This is a genomic window from Rhodococcus cerastii (genome assembly GCF_033042195.1).
Lineage (GTDB): Bacteria > Actinomycetota > Actinomycetes > Mycobacteriales > Mycobacteriaceae > Rhodococcoides.
The window spans coordinates 35409-55461 of record NZ_JAWLKF010000013.1 but is presented as its reverse complement, the minus strand read 5'-3'; the positions used below and the strand labels follow the sequence as shown (position 1 = coordinate 55461).

Below are 20053 nucleotides of genomic sequence, written 5' to 3'. Positions count from 1 at the left end.
GACAGCAGCGGTCCTGGAACGCCAGGACCGCTGCTGGATCAGCCCTGCAGCAACGTGAACGAATGCTCTCGGATCAGGATGGACGGGCCACCGGCCTCGTACGCCTGGTCCGGGTCACTCGACGTCGACAGAGTCCACTTTCCCTTCGGCAGTGTGAAATCGACGGTCCCGGGTGAGGCATTGACCATCCACGCGAACGACGCATCGCCCTCACCGGCGCGCATCAGCACCAGGATGCTGTGGGCGTTGCCGTCCGACCAATCCTCGTCGGACAGCTTTTCGCCGTCGGCGCGGTAGAAATCGACGGTGTCCGGTCCGGCTCCCTCTTCCTCGGAATCGCTGTCGTGCCGGAACCACGTGGGACGCAGCGCCGGGTGCTCGTTGCGAAGCGCGATGAGGTGCGTGGTGAAGTCGATGAGGTCCTGATCGGCTGTGCTCCAGTCGAACCAGGAAACCTCGTTGTCCTGGCAGTAGGCATTGTTGTTGCCGTTCTGCGTCCGGCCGAGCTCGTCGCCGCCGAGGATCATCGGAACGCCGGCCGAGAGCAGCAGCGTCGCAAGGTGATTGCGTTGCTGGCGGGCCCGCAGCGCGTTGACGCCCTCGTCGTCGGTCGGGCCCTCGGCACCGCAACCCCAGGAGCGGTTGTCGGACTCGCCATCCTGGCTGTCCTCGCCGTTCTCCTCATTGTGCTTGTCGTCGTAGGAGTTCAAGTCGGCCAACGTGAAACCGTCGTGTGCGGTGATGAAGTTGACGCTGGCCAGCGTGGGTCTACGGGTGCTCTCGTAGACGTCGGGGCTGCCGGTGACGCGCTGAGCCAGCGCCGGCAGTGCGCCGCTCTCGCCGCGCCAGAAGTCGCGGACGTCGTCGCGGAACTTACCGTTCCACTCCGACCAGCGGGCCGGGAAGCCGCCCACCTGGTAGCCCTGGGTGTCCCACGGTTCGGCGATGAGCTTGACCGGGGCCAGCGTCGGATCCTGATGCACGATGCTCAGAAACGCACTGTGCACGTCGAGATCCGAGTCCTGACGAGTCAGGGTGCTGGCGAGGTCGAAGCGGAATCCGTCGACGTGCATCTCGGTCACCCAGTACCGCAGTGAGTCCAGAATGAGTGCCAGGGCCGCGGGGTGGCCGACGTTGAGGCTGTTGCCGGTGCCGGTGGTGTCGTAGTACGCGCTCCGGTCGTCGTCGACGAGTCGGTAGTGCGAGCCGTTGTCGATTCCCTTGAGCGAGAGCGTCGGTCCGAGGTGATTGCCCTCGGCGGTGTGGTTGTAGACGACGTCGAGAATGACCTCGATGCCGTTGTCGTGCATGGCTTTGACCAATGCCTTGAACTCGTCCACCTGGCCGCCGGTGTCGCCGCTGCTGCTGTACTCGTTGTGCGGGGCGAAGAAGCCGATGGAGTTGTATCCCCAGTAATTGCGTCGACCTTCTTCCAGCAGGTGTGAATCCTGGACGAATTGGTGGATCGGCAGTAGCTCGACTGCCGTGACTCCGATTCGCTTCAGATGCGCAATTGCGGCCGGGTGGGCCAGACCTGCATAAGTTCCTCGAATATCCTCGGGTACATCAGGATTGGTTGCAGTGAAACCCTTGACGTGTACCTCGTAGACCACCGTGCGATCCAACGGTGTGCGCGGCGACTCGTCCCCGGACCAATCGAAATTCGACTGCACCGCAACCGAATACGGCATGTGCGGAGCAGAGTCCTCGTCGTTGCGGGTCTCGGGCTCGGCGTGGAGGTGGCTGAACACCGATTCGTTCCAGTCGACCTGGCCGGTGATGGCGGTGGCGTACGGGTCGAGGAGCAGCTTGGCAGAATTGTGCCGCAGGCCCGAAGCAGGATCCCATGGGCCGTCGACCCGGAGTCCGTAGCGGGCACCCGGAGTGACATCGGGAACCAGGTCGTGGAACACGTGACCGGTGCGCAGCGTCAACGGTGTTGTACTGCGCTCTGTTCCGTCGTCGTTCAATACGACCACGGACACCGAGTCCGCCGTTTCGGAGTAGACGGCAAGGTTGGCACCGTCGTGGGACAGACGCGAGACGCCCAGGGGGTACGGGAGACTTGATGAGGAGGGCATGCTCGCCCCAGTACCCCCACGGAGGATGAGCGAAACGCCTGCGCACCGGGCGCTCGGCTACAATCGACGCCGAGATTGCGCCCGCCGACTACCAGCGGAACGCTGGTAGCGAAGGACGAGGCGATGGATTCCCCACAACTCGACGGCAGTTCGGCCCGGCTGGACGAGCTGTTTCCGGGTGAGAACTCCACCGACACTCGGTTTCGCGAGATCGAGTGGACCGCGACCCCACTCGGCCCGGTGGAGCAGTGGCCACAGGAGTTGGTGACGGCCATCCGCACGGTCATGCCGTCGACGATCCCGATGTTGATCTGGTGGGGACCCGACCTCGTACAGATCTTCAACCATACCTACACGGATTTTCTCGGCGACAAGTTTCCCGATGCTGCAGGTCAGCCGGCGCGCGAATGTTGGTCCGAAATGTGGGACTACGTCGGCGGCCTGTGCGCCCAGGTGATGGACGGCCGCGAGGCAGTGCACGGTGTTCGGCAGCTGTTTGTCATGGAGCGCTACGGATACCCGGAGGAGACGTACTGGACCTTCTCGTACAGCCCGATCTTCGGGCCTGGTCGCACGGTGCTGGGTGTATTCGTTGCCACGACCGAGGTGACGATGCAGGTGCTCGGTGAGCGCCGTATGCGTGCGCTCCTTGCCCTGGGCTCGCTGACCGGCGACGACACCGGTGGTCCGGTCGGTATCTGCCGCGCGGCGGTCGAGGCGCTCGGCTTGGAGCCGAGCGAGTTCCCGCTGGTGGCGGCCTATCTGCGACGCGATCTCGCCGACGACGGAGAAGTCGATCACATCGCGACAGCGGGTGCAGTCGGCTTCGAGGCGGCTACCTGGGATTCTGCAGCCGTCGTCGAGGTCTCGGACGGACGCGTGCCCCGCGCCTGCGTCGAGGTGGACGGAATTGTCGCGAATGCGGTGATCGTTCCACTGACGCTGGCCGGACGCGTTCGACCCATCGGAGCCTTGTTGGTCGGAGTCGACGCACTTCGGGCCGGCGACGACTCCGCCACCTCGTTCTTCGTTGCGGTGGCCGAGCGAATGTCCACGGCGCTGACTGCCTCGCACGCTTTCGAGATGGAACGACGTCGGGTCGCGGCGCTGGCCGAGGCAGACGAGGCCAAGACTCGACTGCTGGAGAACGTAGGGCACGAGTTTCGAACTCCCCTCACCCTGCTGGCCGGCCCGTTGGAGTGCGTGCGCGAGAGCACCACGTCGAACCTGACCGACTCGGACAGGGACTCCCTCGACGTCGTGCATCGCGCGTCGGCTCGGCTTCGGCGTCTCGTGGACGATCTGCTCGACGTCGTCAGTGCCGATGCCGGTCAGCTGCGGGCTCGGCTCGAGCCCACCGACCTGGCCGCGGTGACACGGGACTGCGCGTCGATGTTCGCGGCCGTCGCATCGGATCAGGGGTTGGAGCTCGTCATCGACGCGGCCGAGAACGGCGTGGTTCTCACCGACGGCGAGATGTGGGCGAAGGTCGTCTTCAATCTGGTCGCGAACGCCGTCAAGTACACCCCGGCAGGTCGCGTCTCCGTGCGGCTCGTCACAGACGCGGACGCGATTCGGTTGGTCGTCGCGGACACCGGTCTGGGCATCCCCGAAGACGATCTGGCTCGGATATTCGATCGGTTCCACCGAGTCGAGCGGTCCGGTGCGCACAGCATCGAGGGGTCCGGAATCGGCCTTGCGCTCGTATCCGATCTGATAACGGCCCTGGGGGGACGGATCGACGTCGAGAGTGAGGTCGGTGTCGGCAGTACCTTCACCGTGGTCGTGCCCCGACAGCCCGTCGAGTCGGCCGCGGCCGTGGACCTACCGGTCGCCGCTGCCGACTCGGTGTCGGCGATCTTCGCCCCGCACGACACGGCATCGGTCACCGTCGATCGCGCGGACATCCTGCTCGTCGAAGACAACATCGACATGCGCAACTACCTCGTCCGGCTCATGACTGACGAGGGCTGGACCATCACGACGGCGGGTGACGTGGAGTCTGCACTCGAGCACGCGCGCTCGACGGCACCGGGGCTGGTGCTGACCGACGTCTTGCTTCCCGGCCGCAGCGGCCTGGAACTGGTGGACGACATTCGACGCGACGCCGCACTGCAGCGAGTTCCGGTGATCCTGCTGACCGCGCGAGCGGGTACCGACTTCGTGCTCGACGGCTTGAGCCGCGGTGCCGACGACTACATCGTCAAACCGTTCCACGATCGTGAGTTGGTGGCCCGCGTTCGAGTACACCTCGAGCTCTCCCGCATGCGCGAACAACTGATCGAGGAAAGCGACAACCAAACGGCGACGCTGCGCAACGCTCTCGATACCCGCGCCGCCATCGGCCGAGCCGTCGGAATCCTGATGTCGGTCTATCGCATCGACGCCGACGCGGCCTTCGCGCAGCTGACCGAGCTGTCGCAGAACACCAACCGCAAAGCTCGAGACCTGGCGGTGATGATCGCCGACGACTTCACCGCCGGACTCAGCAGCGACGGTCAGTGATTGCGACGGTAGTTCTCGCGCTCGCGTTCCATCTCGGCCGTCTTCTTGGCGCTCTTCAGATCGGCCGGTAATCCGTGGATCTCGAGGCGACGAGCGCGATTCTGGTCCATGTAGGCGGCGGTGTAGAACAGCGCAAGCAGCAGACTCAGCAGCACCATCGAGGCGCGTAGCCAGATCGCCCCGGGAAACAGGACGAAGAAACCGATGAAGATCGGCAGGAAGGGAATCATCGACCGCAGGATGTGACGCGGCGTCGCTCCCGGCCCGACGAGATCGCGTCGAACCCAGTCCTGTTGTGAATCCGGCAGTTTGCGGCCGAGGACGGCGTAGGCCAGCCATTGGCCGAAGGACGGACGGTTGCGGTCCTTTTTCATGACAGTGCTCCTGCTGCGATGGCTGCGTCGTTGACACGGGTGAGGACGCGGCGCAGCTCGTCCAGCTCGGACAGAGACGCGCCGAGCTTGTCCACGACGGCGGGCGGGATTTTTTCGGCCTTGCTTCTCAGTGCCGCCCCGGCCGGGGTGAGCGCGACGAGTAAGACGCGTTCGTCCTCGGCGCTGCGAGTGCGAGTGAGCAATCCCATCGATTCCAGACGCTTGAGCAGCGGTGAGAGCGTAGGGGAGTCGAGTTGCAACGTCGATCCGATGGCTTTGACCGACATCGGCGACTCGCCCCACAGTGCCAGCATCACCAGATACTGCGGATGCGTCAGCCCCATCGGCTCGAGTAGCGGCCGATACACCGACAGCACAGCACGGTTGGCGACGGCGAGTGCGAAGCAGACCTGCCGATCGAGTGCGAGCGGGTCCTCGGTGGTGGTCACCTGGACCAGGCTAGCAGATTTGGTTAGTGCCCTAATGATTCGTGCACTAACAATCTCGCCCGGTTCCAGGGTTGCGTCCGAAAGGTGTTGCGAAACAGGGGATTGGCTTCGAAGGTGGCGTGCAGGCAGAGTTCCGGTCGGTCCGATTCGGTGAACATCGCATTCGACGTTTCATCCCGTCCGAACGTGTGCGATGCTCCGTGTCGATTCGCTGTTTCCCACGGACACATCCCGAGAGGATCGCCATGCGTCGTCGACGCATCTTCACCCCGTTCGTCGTCGCCGCGGCGCTGTCGTTGACCTCCCTCGGTGTGGCTGCCGCCGATCCAGTCGAGTCTGCGGCTCGCATCGTCGACACCGCGATCGCGTCCGACACCCTGCGCACGCTGAGCGTGGACTCGCCTGCCATGGGCGGCGTCGTCAACGTACAGGTGTTGACCCCGGCCGTGAAGGCGGGATCTCGTCCGACGCTGTACATGCTCAGCGGTATCGGTGAAGAGGATCCGAACAACAGCATGTGGCTGCGCAAAGGTGGTGCAGCCGAGTTCTTCGCCGACAAGAACGTCAACGTCGTACTGCCGCTGGCCGGCCCCGGCAGCTTCTACACCGACTGGCAACGCGACGATCCGAAACTCGGCCGGTATCGGTGGGAGACGTTCCTGACCGAGGAACTGCCACCGCTGATCGACGCAGCCGTGGACGGCAATGGACGCAACGCGATCGCGGGCCTGTCGATGGGTGCTCAATCGGCCATGATGCTGGCCGCACGTAACCCGGATGTCTACTCCGGGGTGGCGTCGTACAGTGGGTGCTTCGCATCCTCGGAACCGTTGGGCCAGGCGAGTATTCGAGCCATCGTCGGAGCCTTCGGTGGGAATGCCGACAACATGTGGGGCGGACCTCTCGATCCTGCCTGGGCGGAGCACGATTCGGTCGTCAACGCCGAGAGTCTGCGCGGCACCGACGTCTATGTGTCGGTCGGAACCGGCGCTCCTGGACGGCACGAAAGCTTCGACAGCGCATCAGCATTGGATGTGGTGGTGGTCGGCGGTGCCATCGAGGTCGGCGCGAACTACTGCACCCACCGACTTGCGGACCGACTCGATCAGTTGAACATCCCGGCGACCTTCGACTTCACCGAGACCGGAACCCACTCGTGGCCGTACTGGGTGGACCAGCTGCCCAAGAGTTGGCCGACGCTGGCGGGTTCGCTGGGGATCTGACGTTCTCGGTTTCGGTCCGAGTTCCATTCGGCGCTGAATTTCACTGAGAAGGTGCGAGTCCGAGACGTACGAGTTCGTCCAGGGGTTCGCGGATGGAGCAGGTGCCGAACGATGCGAACGCACGCTGCCCCTCGATCCCGGCCACAAGCCCGGCGAGGACGTCCGCGTCGCGGATTGCCAGGATCTTCTCGAGCTCGCCGACGCGTGCGCCACTGTGCGCGGCCTGCGCCGCGAGTAGGACGTTGAGGAAGCCGTGCTGCTCTAACCCGTTGTCCAGGTTGGTGCTACGAGCTGCGCGGTGGACGCCGGCAGTGGTTTTGAAGTGAACCTCACGCTGCGCTGCCTCATAGATGGACGCGGCGAGTTCCTGCTCATTGGGGTGCAGGTCGGCGGTGGTGCCGCCTGTCCTGAATGTAGCGCGATACCCGAATTCGTCGACGGCGTCGAAGATGGCGTCCCGCCGGGAGTCTCGGGGTAATTCGACGTAGATCTCGATGTCTTGGGTGATGCTGCGCAGTGCATCGATATTCGTGCCGTCCGGTACTGAGACTTCGATTGCCACCACGGTGACCCCTGCCGTGCGGTCGGCCGCACGCAGACCTGCCTCCACACTGGCGGGGCCGGCGGGTGCGGTCAGCATCACCTCCATCCGTGCACCCAGGTCGAGTTCTGTCACTCGATTCATGGGAACGACCAGCGGTCCAACCAGATCTGCGAACGTACTGGCTCGGTATTCGAGATGCTGCTGCACAGCCACATCGAGAGGCGCGTTACCAGGTGGGAAGACTGCGGCGTCGTCGCAGAGGCGACGGAACAGAGGAGGGATCATCGGTTCGGCGTTCTCCCGTTGGCTGCTGGTCGACTCGTCGGACACGGGCGAGCATCGGGATCAACTCTAGTCAAGAACCTGGTGGTCGAATACCTGCGTCGAAGTCCACCACGCGGCTCGATCAATTTCGGTGTGGGCCATGATGGACCCATGAGCTCGAAGAACCTGTTCGGTGGCCCGCGCACCCTGTTGATCGTGGCAGCAGTGGTCATCGTGATCGCACTCGTCGCTGCCGCCGCGACGCTGATCGTTCGCGCCGTGCTCGGACCGCCCGAGGGTGAGAACAAGTTCGAGATTCAGGGCTACGCCGTGGTGCAGGTCGATCCCCAGGTCAACGACCTCGCGCTCGCCACACGTTAGCCGACTCCACGGCGACTCGAGGGTCGTGTGTCTGTTGAAAGTTTCGCCCGCCGCGGGCGAACGTCTGCAGTGTGGCGGCGGGTACCTCGTGGTCGGGAACGGGTTCGCCGGTCCACTCGCAGTCTCGGAAGAAGATCATGTTCGACGCCACCGCGTCGGCGCTGCGATCTTCGCGCATTGGGCCGGAAATTCGGCCGAGGAAGTACTCGCCACGTGCGGTGCGCGTCCAGACGAAGGACCCATCCGGAACCTGCTCGAAGCGCTCGACCCGTCGTAACGATCGTTCGTCGTCGGCCGCCATGCCGCAGAGTCCGTAGGTGAGGGCGCGCTCGACGCCGTCCGGCATCGGTGCGCGATAGACAGCATCGGGCATGCAGTCGAGCCTAGGGCCCGAGGGGTGTACATGCCGATTGGTCTGGTGCGCGATGTTCCCGAATAGCGCTTTCAGCACGGCGTCAGCTTCGGGTCGGCGGGTGGGATATCGACCGAGCCGATCACCCTCGCTACCGGTGTGTGACGGGTCGATTTCACGATCACGACGGACACTCCCGACCTGCCCGGTGGTGGCCGCGTCGACGCCGTACGGCACTGACGTGAGCGTCCACAATTCGCTCCCACAAACGGGAAAAGGTGTTTCAGCACCAATAGTGGACGCTGAGGTCACCCCAGTGGGGTTCGGTCCCGACCGGCTGGTCCGACGTTGTCGTCAATCGACTCGAGTGGTAAGTTGAAGGTTCAACCTAGGCACTCGAAGGACTCGCGATGACATCCGTGATCAACCCGCCGATCGCGGGAGCAGCGTTCGACGCGTTTCTTGCCGATACCGCGCCCGCGAGCCGGTCGCAGCAGATGTGGACCCCGAGCGACGGGCCGATGCCCGCCCTCTACATCAGCCACGGCGCACCCCCGGTTTTCGACGACGCACTCTGGATAGACCAGCTGTTCACGTGGTCGCAGTCGATGCCCAAGCCCAAGGCGATCCTCATCGTCAGCGCGCACTGGGAAGAGGCTCCGCTGAGCCTGTCCGCGTCGGCGGCCGCAACCCCGCTGGTCTACGACTTCGGCGGCTTCGCCCAGCGCTACTACTCGATGGAATACCGGACGCCCGACGCCGAGGCCTTGGCCGCTCGGATTGCCGCTGCCATCCCGGCGTCGGAAAATTTGCACCGCCACACCTCTCGCGGACTCGATCACGGTGCCTGGGTTCCGCTGAAGGTGATGTACCCGTACGCGGATGTTCCCGTTCTGCAATTGAGCCTGCCGACGCATGCTCCCGACCGGCTGATGGCCATCGGTGCTGCGCTGAAAGAGCTTCGCGCCGAGGGGGTCTTGGTCATCGGATCGGGATTCATGACGCACGGGTTGCCGTTCCTGTCCCGCGAGAACTTCACCACCAACACGGTCCCGACGTGGTCCGAGGATTTCGACCTCTGGGCGGCCGACGCGTTGGCGCGCGGTGACGTCGGAACGCTGGCGGACTTCCGCAGCGCGGCACCGGGAATGCCCTATGCCCACCCGACCGTCGAACACTTCACGCCACTGTTCGTCACGCTCGGTGCCGCCGAGAACCCGGAAGCCTCGGTGACCACGGCCATCACCGGCTTCCAATTCGGCTTGGCGAAGCGGTCTTTCTCAGTGGTGTAACCGGCAGGCGATGCTGGTTGTAGTTGGAATCGGCTCACTTCTGATTCTTTTTCGATTCGGGGATTGTTATCCACGCCACTTCGCTCTACAGTTCTGAGCACCATCTCGGACATCGGTGTCCAAGATGGACGGATGCGCTGTACGAACCGTCGCCGGGCGCGCGTCCTGTGGATCCCGTCCTCCGGCGCGAAGGAGTACACCCGTGTCTTCTGCCCGCTCTTGGACGCTGCGTACAGCGATCAGCGTGATGACCGCCGCTGCGGCTTTTGCTGCCATGACGACGCCCGCTGCTGCTGCACCCGATGCGAGCGAGGTGGACATTCAGCCGCCTCTGGCGCCGTTCACGTGGCCGAAGATTCCGGAGTTCGACACCGACTTCTACGTTCCGCCCGCCGACGTTGTGGCCGCAGCCGCGCCGGGCCAGATCATCGCTGCCCGGCCGGTCGAACTGGCCACTCTCAACGTCATTCCCACGCAGGTCGACGCGTGGCAGTTGTCGTTCCGGTCCAACAATGGTCGCGACGAGCCTGTCGCTGCGGTGACCACGGTCATCAAGCCACGTGGCGTCGCCGCGGCATCGCGGCCCTTGATATCCATTCAGTTGGCCGAGGATTCTCTCGCCGCCTACTGCGCGCCGTCATATGCGATGCGGGCGGGTGCGATTCCCTGGCCGGTCACAGGTGCGGTGACGTCGGGTGCGCAATTCCTCGAGGTGCAAGCAGCATTGGCGCAGGGCTGGGCGGTATCGGTACCTGATCATCAAGGTCCGAACAACTCGTTCGCCGCAGGGCCGGTCGCCGGTCGGATCACACTCGACGGCATCAGAGCGGCCGAGAACTTCGCGCCGATGCAGTTGGCCGGTGAGGCCACGAAGGTGGGAATGAGCGGCTACTCGGGAGGCGCGATAGCGACCGGACACGCAGCCGAACTGGCCGGAAGTTACGCTCCGGAACTCGACATCGTCGGAGTCACCGAGGGCGGAACCCCCGCGGAGCTCGGGGCGCTGGTGGACAACGCGAACAACACACTCGGCGCGGGCATCGTCGCTGCCGGGGTCATCGGTGCCAGTCGAGAAGATCCCGAGTTGGCCGACTTCATCGACGAACACATCGATCCACTCGGCCGGGCATTGTTCGCGGCGAAGGACAATCTCTGTGTCGGCTACAGCTCGGCGCTGCTGCCGTTCGTCAATCTGAAGGGCTTCCTCCACACCGAGGGCGACCCGATTCAACAACCAGTGGTGAAGAAGGCGCTGTCCGCGATGCAGCTCGGCGGCACCACACCGGACATGCCGCTCTACGTCTACCATTCCAACCCGGATTGGTTGGTGCCGATCGGGCCGGTCAATGCGATGGTCGATTCGTATTGCAGCCGTCCTGGTGCCGATGTCACGTACACCCGCGACCATTTCAGTGAGCACATCACCCTGGAGCTGATCGCCTTTCCGAGTGCAGTGTTGTGGATGCGCGATCGATTTGCCGGCGTTCCCGTGGAGCCGGGTTGCCGAACGAACGATGTCGGCTCGATGGCGCTCGACACGAGTGCGCACCCGCTCTTCGTCGATGCAGTAGGCGAGATAATCGCCGGACTGTTCGGTAAGCCGATCGGGTCGTGAGGGAACCGATCAGTGGACGGGAGCCGACGGTGTCGCCGGCGGTAGACTCCGGCGGTGACTGTCGCCGACGACCAGGGCCGCATCTACGCGGGACAATCGTCCGCCGCGAGGAAGGCCGATCGTCGCGCACGGTTCTTGCACGCCGGGATCGAGGTCATCGGGGTACGCGGGTACGCCGCCACTTCGGTGGCGGACATCTGCGCTGCAGCCGGTCTGGCCCGCAGTCAGTTCTACGGCGAGTTCGCCAACCGTGAGGCGCTGCTCGTGGACGTCTATGACCTGATCCAAGACGATGCGCTTTCTGCAGTCGTCGCCGCACTCGACGAACAGGTCGACCGTGACCGACGCTCGCTGGTCGTAGCTGCGATGACGGCTTTGGTCGGATCGATCGGCGGTGACCCACGACGAGCGCGGATTTCCTATCTCGAGATGCTGGGTGTCAGCGATGCCGTCGAACAGCACCGGACGCGCCGTCGTGCTCAGTGGGTGCAGTTCTTCGAGAACACCCTGCGCTCGGAGGTCGGTTCCGATTTCGTGCCGCCCGGTGGATACCGTTTGGCCGCAACGGCATTCCTCGGTGCTCTCACCGAGATCGTCTCCGACTGGTCCCGTACTGCTCCTCCTCGTCCACCCATCGAGCACATCGTGGACACGATGGTTGCCGTTCTGGGAGCCTTCGTTCCGGACCTGAACTGACCCGCAGCTCGTCGCGCAATACAGTGGACCGATGACACCTGCCACCGGTCCCCTCGCAGGCCTCGTGGTCGCGGACTTCTCCCGCGTGCTCGCCGGCCCGTACGCGACGATGATGCTCGGCGACATGGGTGCCGACGTGATCAAGATCGAACGACCCGGAACCGGTGACGACACCCGATCGTGGGGTCCCCCGTACGACTCCGCCGGTACGGCAACGTATTTCAACTCGGTCAATCGCAACAAGACGTCGAGGTTCATAGATCTGCAGTCCGAGAGCGGTGTAGCCGAGGCGCGCGAAATTGTTTCGGGTGCGGACATCGTGATCGAGAACTTCCGCGCCGGTACGATGGACCGTCTGGGTCTGGGCTATTCGGCTGTGTCGCAATCCAACCGGGGGCTGATCTACTGCTCGATCTCTGGTTTCGGCACCGGGGGAGGAGCTGCGCTCCCCGGGTACGACCTGGTAGTCCAAGCCGTCGGTGGGCTCATGAGCGTCACCGGCCCCGACGGCTCGACGCCGACGAAAGTGGGTGTGGCGATGGTCGACATCGTCACCGGGCTGCATGCGCTCAGCGGAATCCTTGCCGCACTGCATCATCGATCGAAGACCGGTGAGGGTCAGCAGGTGCACACCTCGCTCATGGCGTCGGTGCTGTCCGCACTGAGCAACCAGTCGGCGGCCTATCTCGGGGCCGGCGTCGTGCCCGTCCCGATGGGGAACAAGCATCCCTCGCTCGTGCCGTACGAGGTGTTCGAGACTGCCGACCGACCGTTGGCATTGGCCGTGGGCAACGACCGACAATTCTCGGAGCTGACGGACGTGCTGAAAATCCCGGAATTGGCTACGGACGAACGCTTCTCGTCCAACTCGGCGCGCGTCGAACACCGAGATCAGTTGGTCGACATCCTGAACTCGACGCTACAAACGCGGTCCGCCGACGAATGGTACCGAGAACTGATGGCCCGCAACGTTCCCGCGGGGCCGGTCAATTCCATGGACGAGGCGTTTGCCTTCGCGGAATCGCTCGGTCTCGAACCGCGAGTCCAGGTGCCGGGAGCGGTGGCCGAGGGCGTCCGAAATCCGGTGGATTTTTCGGCCACCCCGGTGAACTATCGGCTGCCGCCCCCTGTGCTCGGGTAGTGGGCCTGCAACTCCCGCTCCACTCCGGGCCGTAACTCGGCGATTCCCCGGTCTGCAGCACCGGAGTGGAGCAACCGTTGCAGCAGCAACTCACTCTGTCCTAGTTCAACGCCCACTTCACCGACACGGACACGCTGACGGTCTGCTGTCCCGGTTCGATAGGTACTGCTGTGTCGAACGAAGCGGACTCGCGTGAGGCCATCGGTTGCTCCTGGCCGGTGATCGACTCCGTGATCGACAGAACATCGCCGAGTTCTCCGCCTGCGAGCGTCGCATACTGCTCGGCCCGATCGCGGGCATCGGCGAACGCCCTGGACCGAGCATCGGTGATCAGCTCGGAATCGTCGTCGATCTTGAACGAGACCCCGGAGATTCGGGTCGCGTTGCCGCCGGCCGATGTGGCATCACCCAGAACTGCGGACGCCTTCGACAGGTCGCGAACCGTAACCTGCAAGGTGTTGGTGGCCTGATATCCGGAGATGGCCGAGGTGCCGCCCGGCAGTGCTCCGGAGTACTGCGGATCGATCGACACCTGTTGAGTCTGGATGTCCTCGCGAGCGACACCGGCTGCGATGACCGCGTCCGTCACCTCGGTGACCGCAGCATTCGCCTGTTCGATAGCGGCGGTGACGTCCTCGGCCGTGGCCTGAACGCCGATCTGGGTCGTCAAGGTGTCCGGTGCACCCTGGACTTCTCCGACGCCGTTGACGTTCACTCCGGGAGGTCCCTCGGCGGACGTGGTCGCGGGACTGCTGCAGCCCGCAGTCAGGGCTACGGCCAGCACCAGTGCCGATGCGCAGGATCCGACCATCCATCTGTTTCGACTCACCGCCGTAGTGTCCACCATTGCAGGTGAATTGGAAAGGCTCAGGGTTTGCGATACTCGGCGTCGAACGTCACGGTGACTTCGTCCACCACCTTCATGGCTCCGAACATCTGCGAATACGGGGTGATCTTGTAATCCGACTGACGCACAGTGGTTTCGGACCCGATCTTCCATCGATCGCCGAGGTCGGTGACGTCGACATCGACGGTGATCTCCCTCGTCACGCCGTGTATCTCGGCCATGCCTGACAGTCGAAATCCGGCGTCGACGGCGGTGACCTCCGTCGAACGGAATCGAATCGATGGATATCGGTCGGCGTCGAAGCTCTTGAGCGCGTTGGCTTTCGCCACGATCTTCTCCGGTCCGATCAAGGGTGTCAGTCCACCCTCGCCGTGGACCACATCGAGCGAACTCACCTCGGCGGTCAAGGTGACCGCGGTAGGTGCGTCCCCAGCCCACTCGACCGTCGCAGTCCAGGAGGTCACCGCAATCGTGAGGCGATGCCCCATCTTGGATGCCCTTCCTGCGACATCCGTCCGAACAGCCAACTGCCCGCCGTCCGATGCGTCGAGCGTCCAGGTCTCGGTACTCATGGCTCGACTGTATCCGTCCCGCAGAACCGACGAAGGGACGCGCCGCAGGTGGTTAGGGTGGAGGCATGTTCTCCAATTCCCCTCGAACATTCGTCGCCGACGCCCTCCGCGGCTTCGTCGCCGCCACCGACGACATCGCCTGGCATGCCGACCCCGGCTACCTGACGCGTCGCTATCGCATCTCCGACGGCCAGGTCGCCTTGCTCTCCGGTGGGGGATCCGGTCACGAGCCGCTGCACGCCGGCTTCATCGGCCGCGGCATGCTCACCGGCGCGTGCCCGGGCCTGGTGTTCACCTCACCCAACGCCCTCCAGGTGCACGAGGCATCCAAGGCGGTGGACTCCGGCGGCGGCGTGGTGCACATCGTGAAGAACTACACCGGTGACGTGATGAACTTCAAGATCGCCCGAGAGTTGTTGCAGGAGGACGGCATTGTCGCCGACGTCGTTCTCGTCGACGACGACGTGGCCAGCGAGAGCGAGGACGGCCCGGGTCGCCGCGGCACCGCAGCGACCATCGTCGTCGAAAAGGTTTGCGGCGCAGCGGCAGAACGTGGCGACAGCCTGCAGGCGGTGGTTGCGCTGGGGCGTCGAACCGCGGAGAACGCACGCAGCATGGCCGTCGCGATGAATCCGCCGACGCTTCCGGGCGCCGATGCTCCCTCGTTCGACCTCCCCTCGGAGGAAATCGAACTCGGCATCGGCATCCACGGAGAACGTGGCACCGACCGAGTGCCAGGGCTTCCCGCACAGGAGATCGTCGCGAAACTGACCGATCCCATCGTGGACTCGCTCGGCTTGAGCTCGGGCGAATCGGTGATCGCGGTGGTCAACGGGCTCGGGGCAACGCACCCGCTCGAGCTGCATCTGTTGTTCGGTGAACTCTCGGAATACCTGCACGGCAAAGGGATCGAGATCTCCCGCTCGCTCGTCGGCAGCTTCGTCACCGCGCTCAACATGGGCGGAGCCTCCATCACCCTCGTTCGCGCAGACGACGAATTGCTCGAACTCTGGGACGCACCCACCGACGCTCCCGGCTGGCCCAACGCCCACAGCCGTGGCGTGAAGCCGGTGGCCGAACGCGGCGGCTTCGGGCCCTCGTTCGAGCCCTCCGACACCGGAGAGGTGTCGGCGTTCGCATCGAAGTGGATCGGGACATGGGCGCAGCGGGTACTCGACGAAGAACCGGCCCTGACCGACCTGGACCGCAAGGCAGGCGACGGCGACTTCGGAACCAACATGGTGGCCGCACTCGAACAGCTCGATCTGGATGCCGTCAAGGAAACCTATTCGGCAGCAACGGTATTCGAGGCAGTGTCCGAGGCCTACCTCGGCCACGCGGGCGGTACCTCCGGCGCGCTGTTCGGTATCTGGTTCCGCCAGTTCTACCGGACGATGCTGGAATCCGAGCCGGATCTCGCGGCTATCGGACGGGCCGCGCGGGCAGGCCTCGACAGCATCACCGAACTCGGTGGCGCACGGGTGGGCGACAAGACGATGGTCGACGCCATCGCCCCTGCCGTCGATGCACTCGAGAAAGACGGCGGCACCCTGCAGCAGGCCGCCGACGCCGCGAAAACCGGAGCCGAATCGACGAAGGACATCACCGCCAACCGCGGCCGCGCCAGCTACGTCGGTGAGGCCGCGCGAGGCGTCGTCGATCCTGGCGCACTGGTCATGGCCTGGTTCTTCGAGGCGGCAGCTTCTAGCTGATCGAACCGAGAAAGACCTGCGCGATCGCTTCGAGGCCGGCCTGATCGTCGGCGTCGAAGCGGTCCGGTACAGGGCTGTCCAGATCGAACACACCGATCAGGGTCTCGCCCTGGTACAGCGGTACGACGACCTCGGAGCGAGTGTTGGCATCGCACGCGATGTGGCCCGGGAAGGCATGGACGTCGGCGACGCGTTGCGTCTCTCGGGTGGTCGCTGCGGCGCCGCAGACACCCTTGCTCAGAGCGATGCGCACGCAGGCGGGCTGACCCTGAAACGGCCCGACCACCAGTTCGGTGCCGTCGTACAGGTAGAATCCGACCCAATTGACCTCGGGCAGAGCGTGATACACCAGCGCAGACAGGTTGGCGGCGTTGGCGACGAGGTTCGATTCCTCGAACACCAGTCCACGTGCCTGCTCGGTGAGCTGCTGGTACTGCTCTACCTTGGAACCGTCGAGTTCGGTTGCGGTGAAGGACATACGCCGAGTCTAAGCGCACACCCCAGCACCACCAGATACGCCGACATGCCGCCCACTTGAATCCGTTGCGCGATGCCGAGACCGTACTCACCGGGTAGATTGTCGGCGATCAGCAGCCACGCGGTGGCCAATGTCGTGACGATCAGGACAGCCAGGCCCAGGGTGCGAAGCAGCGGGTACAGCCGGTAGCGGAACGCGGCCACCGTGAACGCGATCATGACGGTGAAGATCGCGAACACCGCGACGGTGCTGGTCAGGGCGTGGAGATGGTGGAGTTGGGGAAACAACCCGCTCGGCTCGATCGGGCAACTCGGATCGTCGGCCGCCACACACTCGAGGGGGAGTTTCGCGTCGGCGATGGTCGCGATACCGAAGATGCCCGACGCCACCCAACCGGTGACGACAAGCCGTCGACGCGGGGTTGCGAGGAAGCCGAGAATCGCGGCGAGAATCATCAGTGAACCCGTGACGACGTCTGCGGTGGAGAAGAATTCGCGGTACGGCTGATCGCGGGCGTCCAGTTCGCTGAGGAACGATGTGGTCGGGTCGAGACCGGTGTCGAGGAAGAATTCGGCCACCCACGCGGAGTACAGCAGTCCGGCGAGGATCAAGCAGATCGCCGCTACGACGCGTCGGATATCCACGCCTTCAGTTCTCGAACGCACCGACCAAGGCTAGCCAGTCAGGACATCGGCGGCTGCCACCGCCAGTGCTGTCGCGGACTCGCAATCGTCGGCCAGGACGGACAGTGTGGGAACCGTGCGGGCAAAGCGCGCGGCATATTCCTCGTTCTCGGGCATGCCGAGCACGGGGTTGCCCAACACGATGTCAGCGAAGCACGACGAATCCAGGGCGCGTGTGTCGACGGTGTAGCCGCCCTGCCGGACGGTCTCGCTGTCCGTCGAACGCAGATCGGCATCGACGTAGGTGAGCGTGACGTCGAGCATCACCAGGTTGTCCTCGAACGTCGACGAGGATGCCGTGAAGTGGCATCGGTACGGAGCGGCGGGAGGGTTCCACCGGCCCACCGTCCACGTCGCGGGCAGGTGTTCGAGGACGGCACACGGATCTTTCATGGCCAGCGGGAGGTTGTACTTGGAATCGGCCCGCAAAGGTGGGTCTTTCAGCAGGCCGAGTGCGGTTTCGGCGACGGTTGTCGCCGCAGCACACGCGTCCGCGTCGGCGCGGTAGACGTCGATCGTGGCAAAACTACGACCGGATTCGGTGAGGAAGCCGTCCATGGCCCCCGGGGTGGCACCGTCGAACTCGTCGCGAAGCGGAAAGCTGATGCGGCACGACCCTCGCGAGGAGTCTTCGAGGTACACCTGTTCGCCATCGATCGTGATCTGCTCGAAGCGGGGATCGTCCGGCGTCGGCTGATATCCGTTCAGATCGATGGAGACGGAGTCGGTGGCGCTCGATTTCGCGGGCTTCAGGCTTGCCGAGCACGTGCTCAATTCGCCGTCGGGCCGCAGCTGCACCACTGCGCCCAAGGGCGCGAGGTCGTCCTCGGTGAGAAAACCGCAGGGGTCGAGGCTGCGTACGAACGCTGCCGAGTCCGCGAGGTACCGGTCTGCGTCGGACATCTCGAACCCGTATCTGTTCTGTGGCGACGAACTGCCTGCGGGGAGCGCATTGCCCAGCAGGACCACCGCGCATCCGCTCGTCGATACCGACATCGCCGCCACCGCCGCGAGCAACCAATTTCTACGCACCGTTTCCCCCGAACTCGAATCAACCGATCATGGGGTTGGACGCGCGCGGAGTGGCGGAGGTTTCACTCTGCGGCAAGTTCGTCGACCACGCGGTCGGCTGCTACGGCGGGGTCCTCGTGTTCCCAGATGCGCACCACGCGCCAGCCCTCCGCGAGGAGCTTGGCGTCGGTGTCTCGATCGCGGGCGACGTTCGCGGCCAGCTTGTCGGCCCACCACTGCGCGTTGTTGCGGGGCTTGGTCGCGTGCACCGGGCAGCTGTGCCAGAAGCAGCCGTCGACATAGACCGCGACCTTGCGTTTGGGAAAGACCAGATCTGCTCGACGCCTCATGCCCTTCAACGGAGCACGATCGACGAAATAGCGCAGACCTCGACGGTGCAGCGCCTGCCGCAGCGCCACCTCGGGTTTGGTGTCGCGACGGCGCTGCTTGCTCAGCCGCGCACTGGTCTTGGCGTCGGTGACGGGCCGGTCTGCGCTCACACCGGAACCCGCTCGGCGTACCCGCCCATACGCTCGAGATGGGCGTCGAGGTCGTCGAGAAAGCCTGGTGCGAAGCGAAGATTGCCGGTTCGTGCCCGCTTGAGGAACCCGGCGGTGGCTCTCGCGGAGAGCAGCTTCGCGTCGTCCAGGAAATCGATCAGGTCCTCGTAGGGCTCGTGCACCGGCATGGTCGATACCGTCACCTTGAATGTCGTCCGATCGCGTCCCCACGCTGCAGTCGGCCAGGCCTGACCAGGTAGCAGAGCCAGATCCTTCGATGCGTCGTACGGCTTCGGGTCGTCGAGGGCGCTCGCCGCCCATGACGCCATCCGCACACTGACGGCATTGCCGACGAGCTTCCAGCGATGTCCGCTGCGGACGCCGGGCTGCTGGACGGCAGGCAGTGTCCACTCCGGATCGAATCCCTGCAGACGCTCGGCACCGATGATGCCGGGAGTGACGATCTCTCCGGACGGCAACCGAACCGCCGGGGGACTGGCGATGCCGAGGGAAGATCCGCCCTTGAGTGTCGGGACCGCGTTGACCGCCCAGCCCAGGCCGCGGATGCCCTCGGTCCAGTAGAAGCCGCACGGCTGCGTGGCGGGATCGCCGTCGGGCAGCGGGCCTACATCCTGCGAGAACAGCACCTCCCGCGGATCGTCGGTGCGCGAGGCCAGCATCACCACGCGCTGGCGACGCTGCGGCAGACCGAACGCCCGGGCGTCGACGACGCGGTAGGCCCACATGTACCCGAGGTCCTCGAGCGCGTCGGTGATGTGGCGCATGGCGGCCCCCCGTCCGAGCTGCAGCATGAACGGCACGTTCTCCATCAGCAGCCAGCGCGGACCGCGTCGACGCGAGACCAGCCGAAACACCTCGTCCACCAAACCGGAACGGGCACCGGTGATGCCCGCGGTGCGTCCGGCCTGAGACAGGTCCTGACACGGGAAGCCGGCTGCGACCAGTTCGGTGTCGGCGGGCAGGCTCCGGAGAGTGGTGACATCGGTGTGCAGGGGTGTCTCGGGCATGCGCGCTTTCAGCACGGCCCCGGCTCCGGGATCGATCTCGCACAGCAACTGCGTCGTCCAGCCCGCCTCGGCCAACCCCAGCTCGAGCCCGCCGATCCCCGCGAACAACCCGACCATCGACCGTGCGCTCACGTGTGCCCTTCTCTCGCCCGACGGCCCTACGTTACTCGAGAGTCGGTGACGGCTCGTGCACTTGACCTCGACCACGCTCGAGGTTTCACACTGGAATGCGAGGGCCGAAAAATCGGTTGGAAACTGAGCCTGTGCAATGAAATCATTCGAGCACAGCAATAAGGAGAAGAACT

Annotated in this window: 20 protein-coding genes; 8 read left to right on the top strand and 12 right to left on the bottom strand. The window is 64.7% G+C overall.

Annotated elements, in window-relative coordinates; translation table 11 throughout:
* Positions 1-38: 38 nt before the first annotated feature.
* Positions 39-2081, bottom strand: coding sequence for a glycogen debranching protein GlgX (gene glgX / locus R3P93_RS19660; RefSeq protein ID WP_317533820.1), 2043 nt, complete (start codon positions 2079-2081; stop codon positions 39-41).
* A gap of 123 nt (positions 2082-2204) precedes the next feature.
* Between glgX and R3P93_RS19655 the strand changes: the two genes are divergently transcribed.
* A complete protein-coding gene (locus tag R3P93_RS19655; protein ID WP_121871924.1) occupies positions 2205-4586 on the top strand; it encodes an ATP-binding protein in 2382 nt (793 codons plus the stop codon).
* Here the strand turns inward: R3P93_RS19655 and R3P93_RS19650 are convergent.
* Both R3P93_RS19650 and R3P93_RS19645 read right to left on the bottom strand, forming a co-directional pair.
* Positions 4580-4960, bottom strand: a complete 381-nt coding sequence (locus tag R3P93_RS19650) for a DUF5313 family protein (RefSeq protein WP_057477013.1) — start codon at positions 4958-4960, stop codon at positions 4580-4582. The genes R3P93_RS19655 and R3P93_RS19650 overlap by 7 nt on opposite strands.
* Positions 4957-5409 (bottom strand): MarR family winged helix-turn-helix transcriptional regulator, encoded by a 453-nt coding sequence (locus tag R3P93_RS19645; RefSeq protein WP_121871925.1) that lies wholly within the window; start codon positions 5407-5409, stop codon positions 4957-4959. Before R3P93_RS19645 ends, R3P93_RS19650 begins: the two co-directional genes overlap by 4 nt.
* A 245-nt stretch (positions 5410-5654) precedes the next feature.
* Between R3P93_RS19645 and R3P93_RS19640 the strand changes: the two genes are divergently transcribed.
* The gene (locus tag R3P93_RS19640; protein WP_121872891.1) at positions 5655-6632 is read left to right on the top strand and encodes an alpha/beta hydrolase; all 978 of its coding nucleotides are present in this window, start codon (positions 5655-5657) and stop codon (positions 6630-6632) included.
* A gap of 40 nt (positions 6633-6672) precedes the next feature.
* On the opposite strand, the gene R3P93_RS19635 is transcribed toward R3P93_RS19640, so the two are convergent.
* Positions 6673-7461: a hypothetical protein gene (locus R3P93_RS19635; RefSeq protein WP_259468116.1), complete on the bottom strand. Its 789-nt coding sequence runs from the start codon at positions 7459-7461 to the stop codon at positions 6673-6675.
* A gap of 150 nt (positions 7462-7611) precedes the next feature.
* Between R3P93_RS19635 and R3P93_RS19630 the strand changes: the two genes are divergently transcribed.
* Positions 7612-7821 carry a hypothetical protein gene (locus tag R3P93_RS19630; RefSeq protein WP_121871926.1) on the top strand — a complete coding sequence of 70 codons (210 nt, stop codon included), beginning with the start codon at positions 7612-7614 and terminating at the stop codon, positions 7819-7821.
* On the opposite strand, the gene R3P93_RS19625 is transcribed toward R3P93_RS19630, so the two are convergent.
* The gene (locus R3P93_RS19625; protein ID WP_121872893.1) at positions 7793-8194 is read right to left on the bottom strand and encodes a GAF domain-containing protein; all 402 of its coding nucleotides are present in this window, start codon (positions 8192-8194) and stop codon (positions 7793-7795) included. The genes R3P93_RS19630 and R3P93_RS19625 overlap by 29 nt on opposite strands.
* A 389-nt stretch (positions 8195-8583) precedes the next feature.
* Between R3P93_RS19625 and R3P93_RS19620 the strand changes: the two genes are divergently transcribed.
* The 4 genes from R3P93_RS19620 to R3P93_RS19605 all read left to right on the top strand — a co-directional run bounded on the left by R3P93_RS19620 (position 8584) and on the right by R3P93_RS19605 (position 12917).
* Positions 8584-9465: a dioxygenase family protein gene (locus tag R3P93_RS19620; protein WP_317533819.1), complete on the top strand. Its 882-nt coding sequence runs from the start codon at positions 8584-8586 to the stop codon at positions 9463-9465.
* A 247-nt stretch (positions 9466-9712) separates the two neighbouring features.
* Positions 9713-11080: a lipase family protein gene (locus tag R3P93_RS19615; protein ID WP_121871928.1), complete on the top strand. Its 1368-nt coding sequence runs from the start codon at positions 9713-9715 to the stop codon at positions 11078-11080.
* Between the two features lie 54 nt (positions 11081-11134).
* Positions 11135-11776, top strand: coding sequence for a TetR/AcrR family transcriptional regulator (locus tag R3P93_RS19610; protein ID WP_057477075.1), 642 nt, complete (start codon positions 11135-11137; stop codon positions 11774-11776).
* A gap of 31 nt (positions 11777-11807) precedes the next feature.
* Complete coding sequence (locus R3P93_RS19605; RefSeq protein ID WP_317533818.1) at positions 11808-12917, top strand: CaiB/BaiF CoA transferase family protein; 1110 nt, start codon at positions 11808-11810, stop codon at positions 12915-12917.
* Between the two features lie 100 nt (positions 12918-13017).
* Here the strand turns inward: R3P93_RS19605 and R3P93_RS19600 are convergent, their stop codons facing one another.
* Positions 13018-13746, bottom strand: a complete 729-nt coding sequence (locus R3P93_RS19600; RefSeq protein ID WP_317533817.1) for an SIMPL domain-containing protein — start codon at positions 13744-13746, stop codon at positions 13018-13020.
* A gap of 38 nt (positions 13747-13784) precedes the next feature.
* Complete coding sequence (locus R3P93_RS19595) at positions 13785-14336, bottom strand: YceI family protein (protein WP_317533816.1); 552 nt, start codon at positions 14334-14336, stop codon at positions 13785-13787.
* Between the two features lie 65 nt (positions 14337-14401).
* On the opposite strand from R3P93_RS19595, the gene R3P93_RS19590 reads away from it, so the two are divergent.
* Positions 14402-16048, top strand: coding sequence for a dihydroxyacetone kinase family protein (locus tag R3P93_RS19590; protein ID WP_317533815.1), 1647 nt, complete (start codon positions 14402-14404; stop codon positions 16046-16048).
* Here R3P93_RS19590 and R3P93_RS19585 read toward each other — a convergent pair.
* From R3P93_RS19585 to R3P93_RS19565, 5 genes are all read right to left on the bottom strand, one after another.
* Complete coding sequence (locus R3P93_RS19585) at positions 16041-16526, bottom strand: GAF domain-containing protein (protein WP_121871932.1); 486 nt, start codon at positions 16524-16526, stop codon at positions 16041-16043. The genes R3P93_RS19590 and R3P93_RS19585 overlap by 8 nt on opposite strands.
* Positions 16487-17191 carry a DUF998 domain-containing protein gene (locus R3P93_RS19580; protein ID WP_317533814.1) on the bottom strand — a complete coding sequence of 235 codons (705 nt, stop codon included), beginning with the start codon at positions 17189-17191 and terminating at the stop codon, positions 16487-16489. Before R3P93_RS19580 ends, R3P93_RS19585 begins: the two co-directional genes overlap by 40 nt.
* 9 nt (positions 17192-17200) lie before the next feature.
* Positions 17201-18241: a hypothetical protein gene (locus R3P93_RS19575; protein ID WP_317533813.1), complete on the bottom strand. Its 1041-nt coding sequence runs from the start codon at positions 18239-18241 to the stop codon at positions 17201-17203.
* 62 nt (positions 18242-18303) lie between these two features.
* A complete protein-coding gene (locus R3P93_RS19570) occupies positions 18304-18720 on the bottom strand; it encodes a very short patch repair endonuclease (protein ID WP_317533812.1) in 417 nt (138 codons plus the stop codon).
* Complete coding sequence (locus tag R3P93_RS19565) at positions 18717-19865, bottom strand: DNA cytosine methyltransferase (protein WP_317533882.1); 1149 nt, start codon at positions 19863-19865, stop codon at positions 18717-18719. The genes R3P93_RS19570 and R3P93_RS19565 overlap by 4 nt, the downstream gene beginning before the upstream one ends.
* Positions 19866-20053: the final 188 nt, after the last annotated feature.

Excerpts from the sequence above, each read along its gene's own strand:
- glgX (WP_317533820.1), bottom strand. The coding sequence starts at position 2,081 with ATGCCCTCCTCATCAAGTCTCCCGTACCCCCTGGGCGTCTCGCGTCTG.
- R3P93_RS19655 (WP_121871924.1), top strand. The coding sequence starts at position 2,205 with ATGGATTCCCCACAACTCGACGGCAGTTCGGCCCGGCTGGACGAGCTG.
- R3P93_RS19650 (WP_057477013.1), bottom strand. The coding sequence starts at position 4,960 with ATGAAAAAGGACCGCAACCGTCCGTCCTTCGGCCAATGGCTGGCCTAC.
- R3P93_RS19640 (WP_121872891.1), top strand. The coding sequence starts at position 5,655 with ATGCGTCGTCGACGCATCTTCACCCCGTTCGTCGTCGCCGCGGCGCTG.
- R3P93_RS19635 (WP_259468116.1), bottom strand. The coding sequence starts at position 7,461 with ATGATCCCTCCTCTGTTCCGTCGCCTCTGCGACGACGCCGCAGTCTTC.
- R3P93_RS19630 (WP_121871926.1), top strand. The coding sequence starts at position 7,612 with ATGAGCTCGAAGAACCTGTTCGGTGGCCCGCGCACCCTGTTGATCGTG.
- R3P93_RS19625 (WP_121872893.1), bottom strand. The coding sequence starts at position 8,194 with ATGCCCGATGCTGTCTATCGCGCACCGATGCCGGACGGCGTCGAGCGC.
- R3P93_RS19620 (WP_317533819.1), top strand. The coding sequence starts at position 8,584 with ATGACATCCGTGATCAACCCGCCGATCGCGGGAGCAGCGTTCGACGCG.
- R3P93_RS19615 (WP_121871928.1), top strand. The coding sequence starts at position 9,713 with ATGACCGCCGCTGCGGCTTTTGCTGCCATGACGACGCCCGCTGCTGCT.
- R3P93_RS19605 (WP_317533818.1), top strand. The coding sequence starts at position 11,808 with ATGACACCTGCCACCGGTCCCCTCGCAGGCCTCGTGGTCGCGGACTTC.
- R3P93_RS19595 (WP_317533816.1), bottom strand. The coding sequence starts at position 14,336 with ATGAGTACCGAGACCTGGACGCTCGACGCATCGGACGGCGGGCAGTTG.
- R3P93_RS19590 (WP_317533815.1), top strand. The coding sequence starts at position 14,402 with ATGTTCTCCAATTCCCCTCGAACATTCGTCGCCGACGCCCTCCGCGGC.
- R3P93_RS19585 (WP_121871932.1), bottom strand. The coding sequence starts at position 16,526 with ATGTCCTTCACCGCAACCGAACTCGACGGTTCCAAGGTAGAGCAGTAC.
- R3P93_RS19565 (WP_317533882.1), bottom strand. The coding sequence starts at position 19,865 with ATGGTCGGGTTGTTCGCGGGGATCGGCGGGCTCGAGCTGGGGTTGGCC.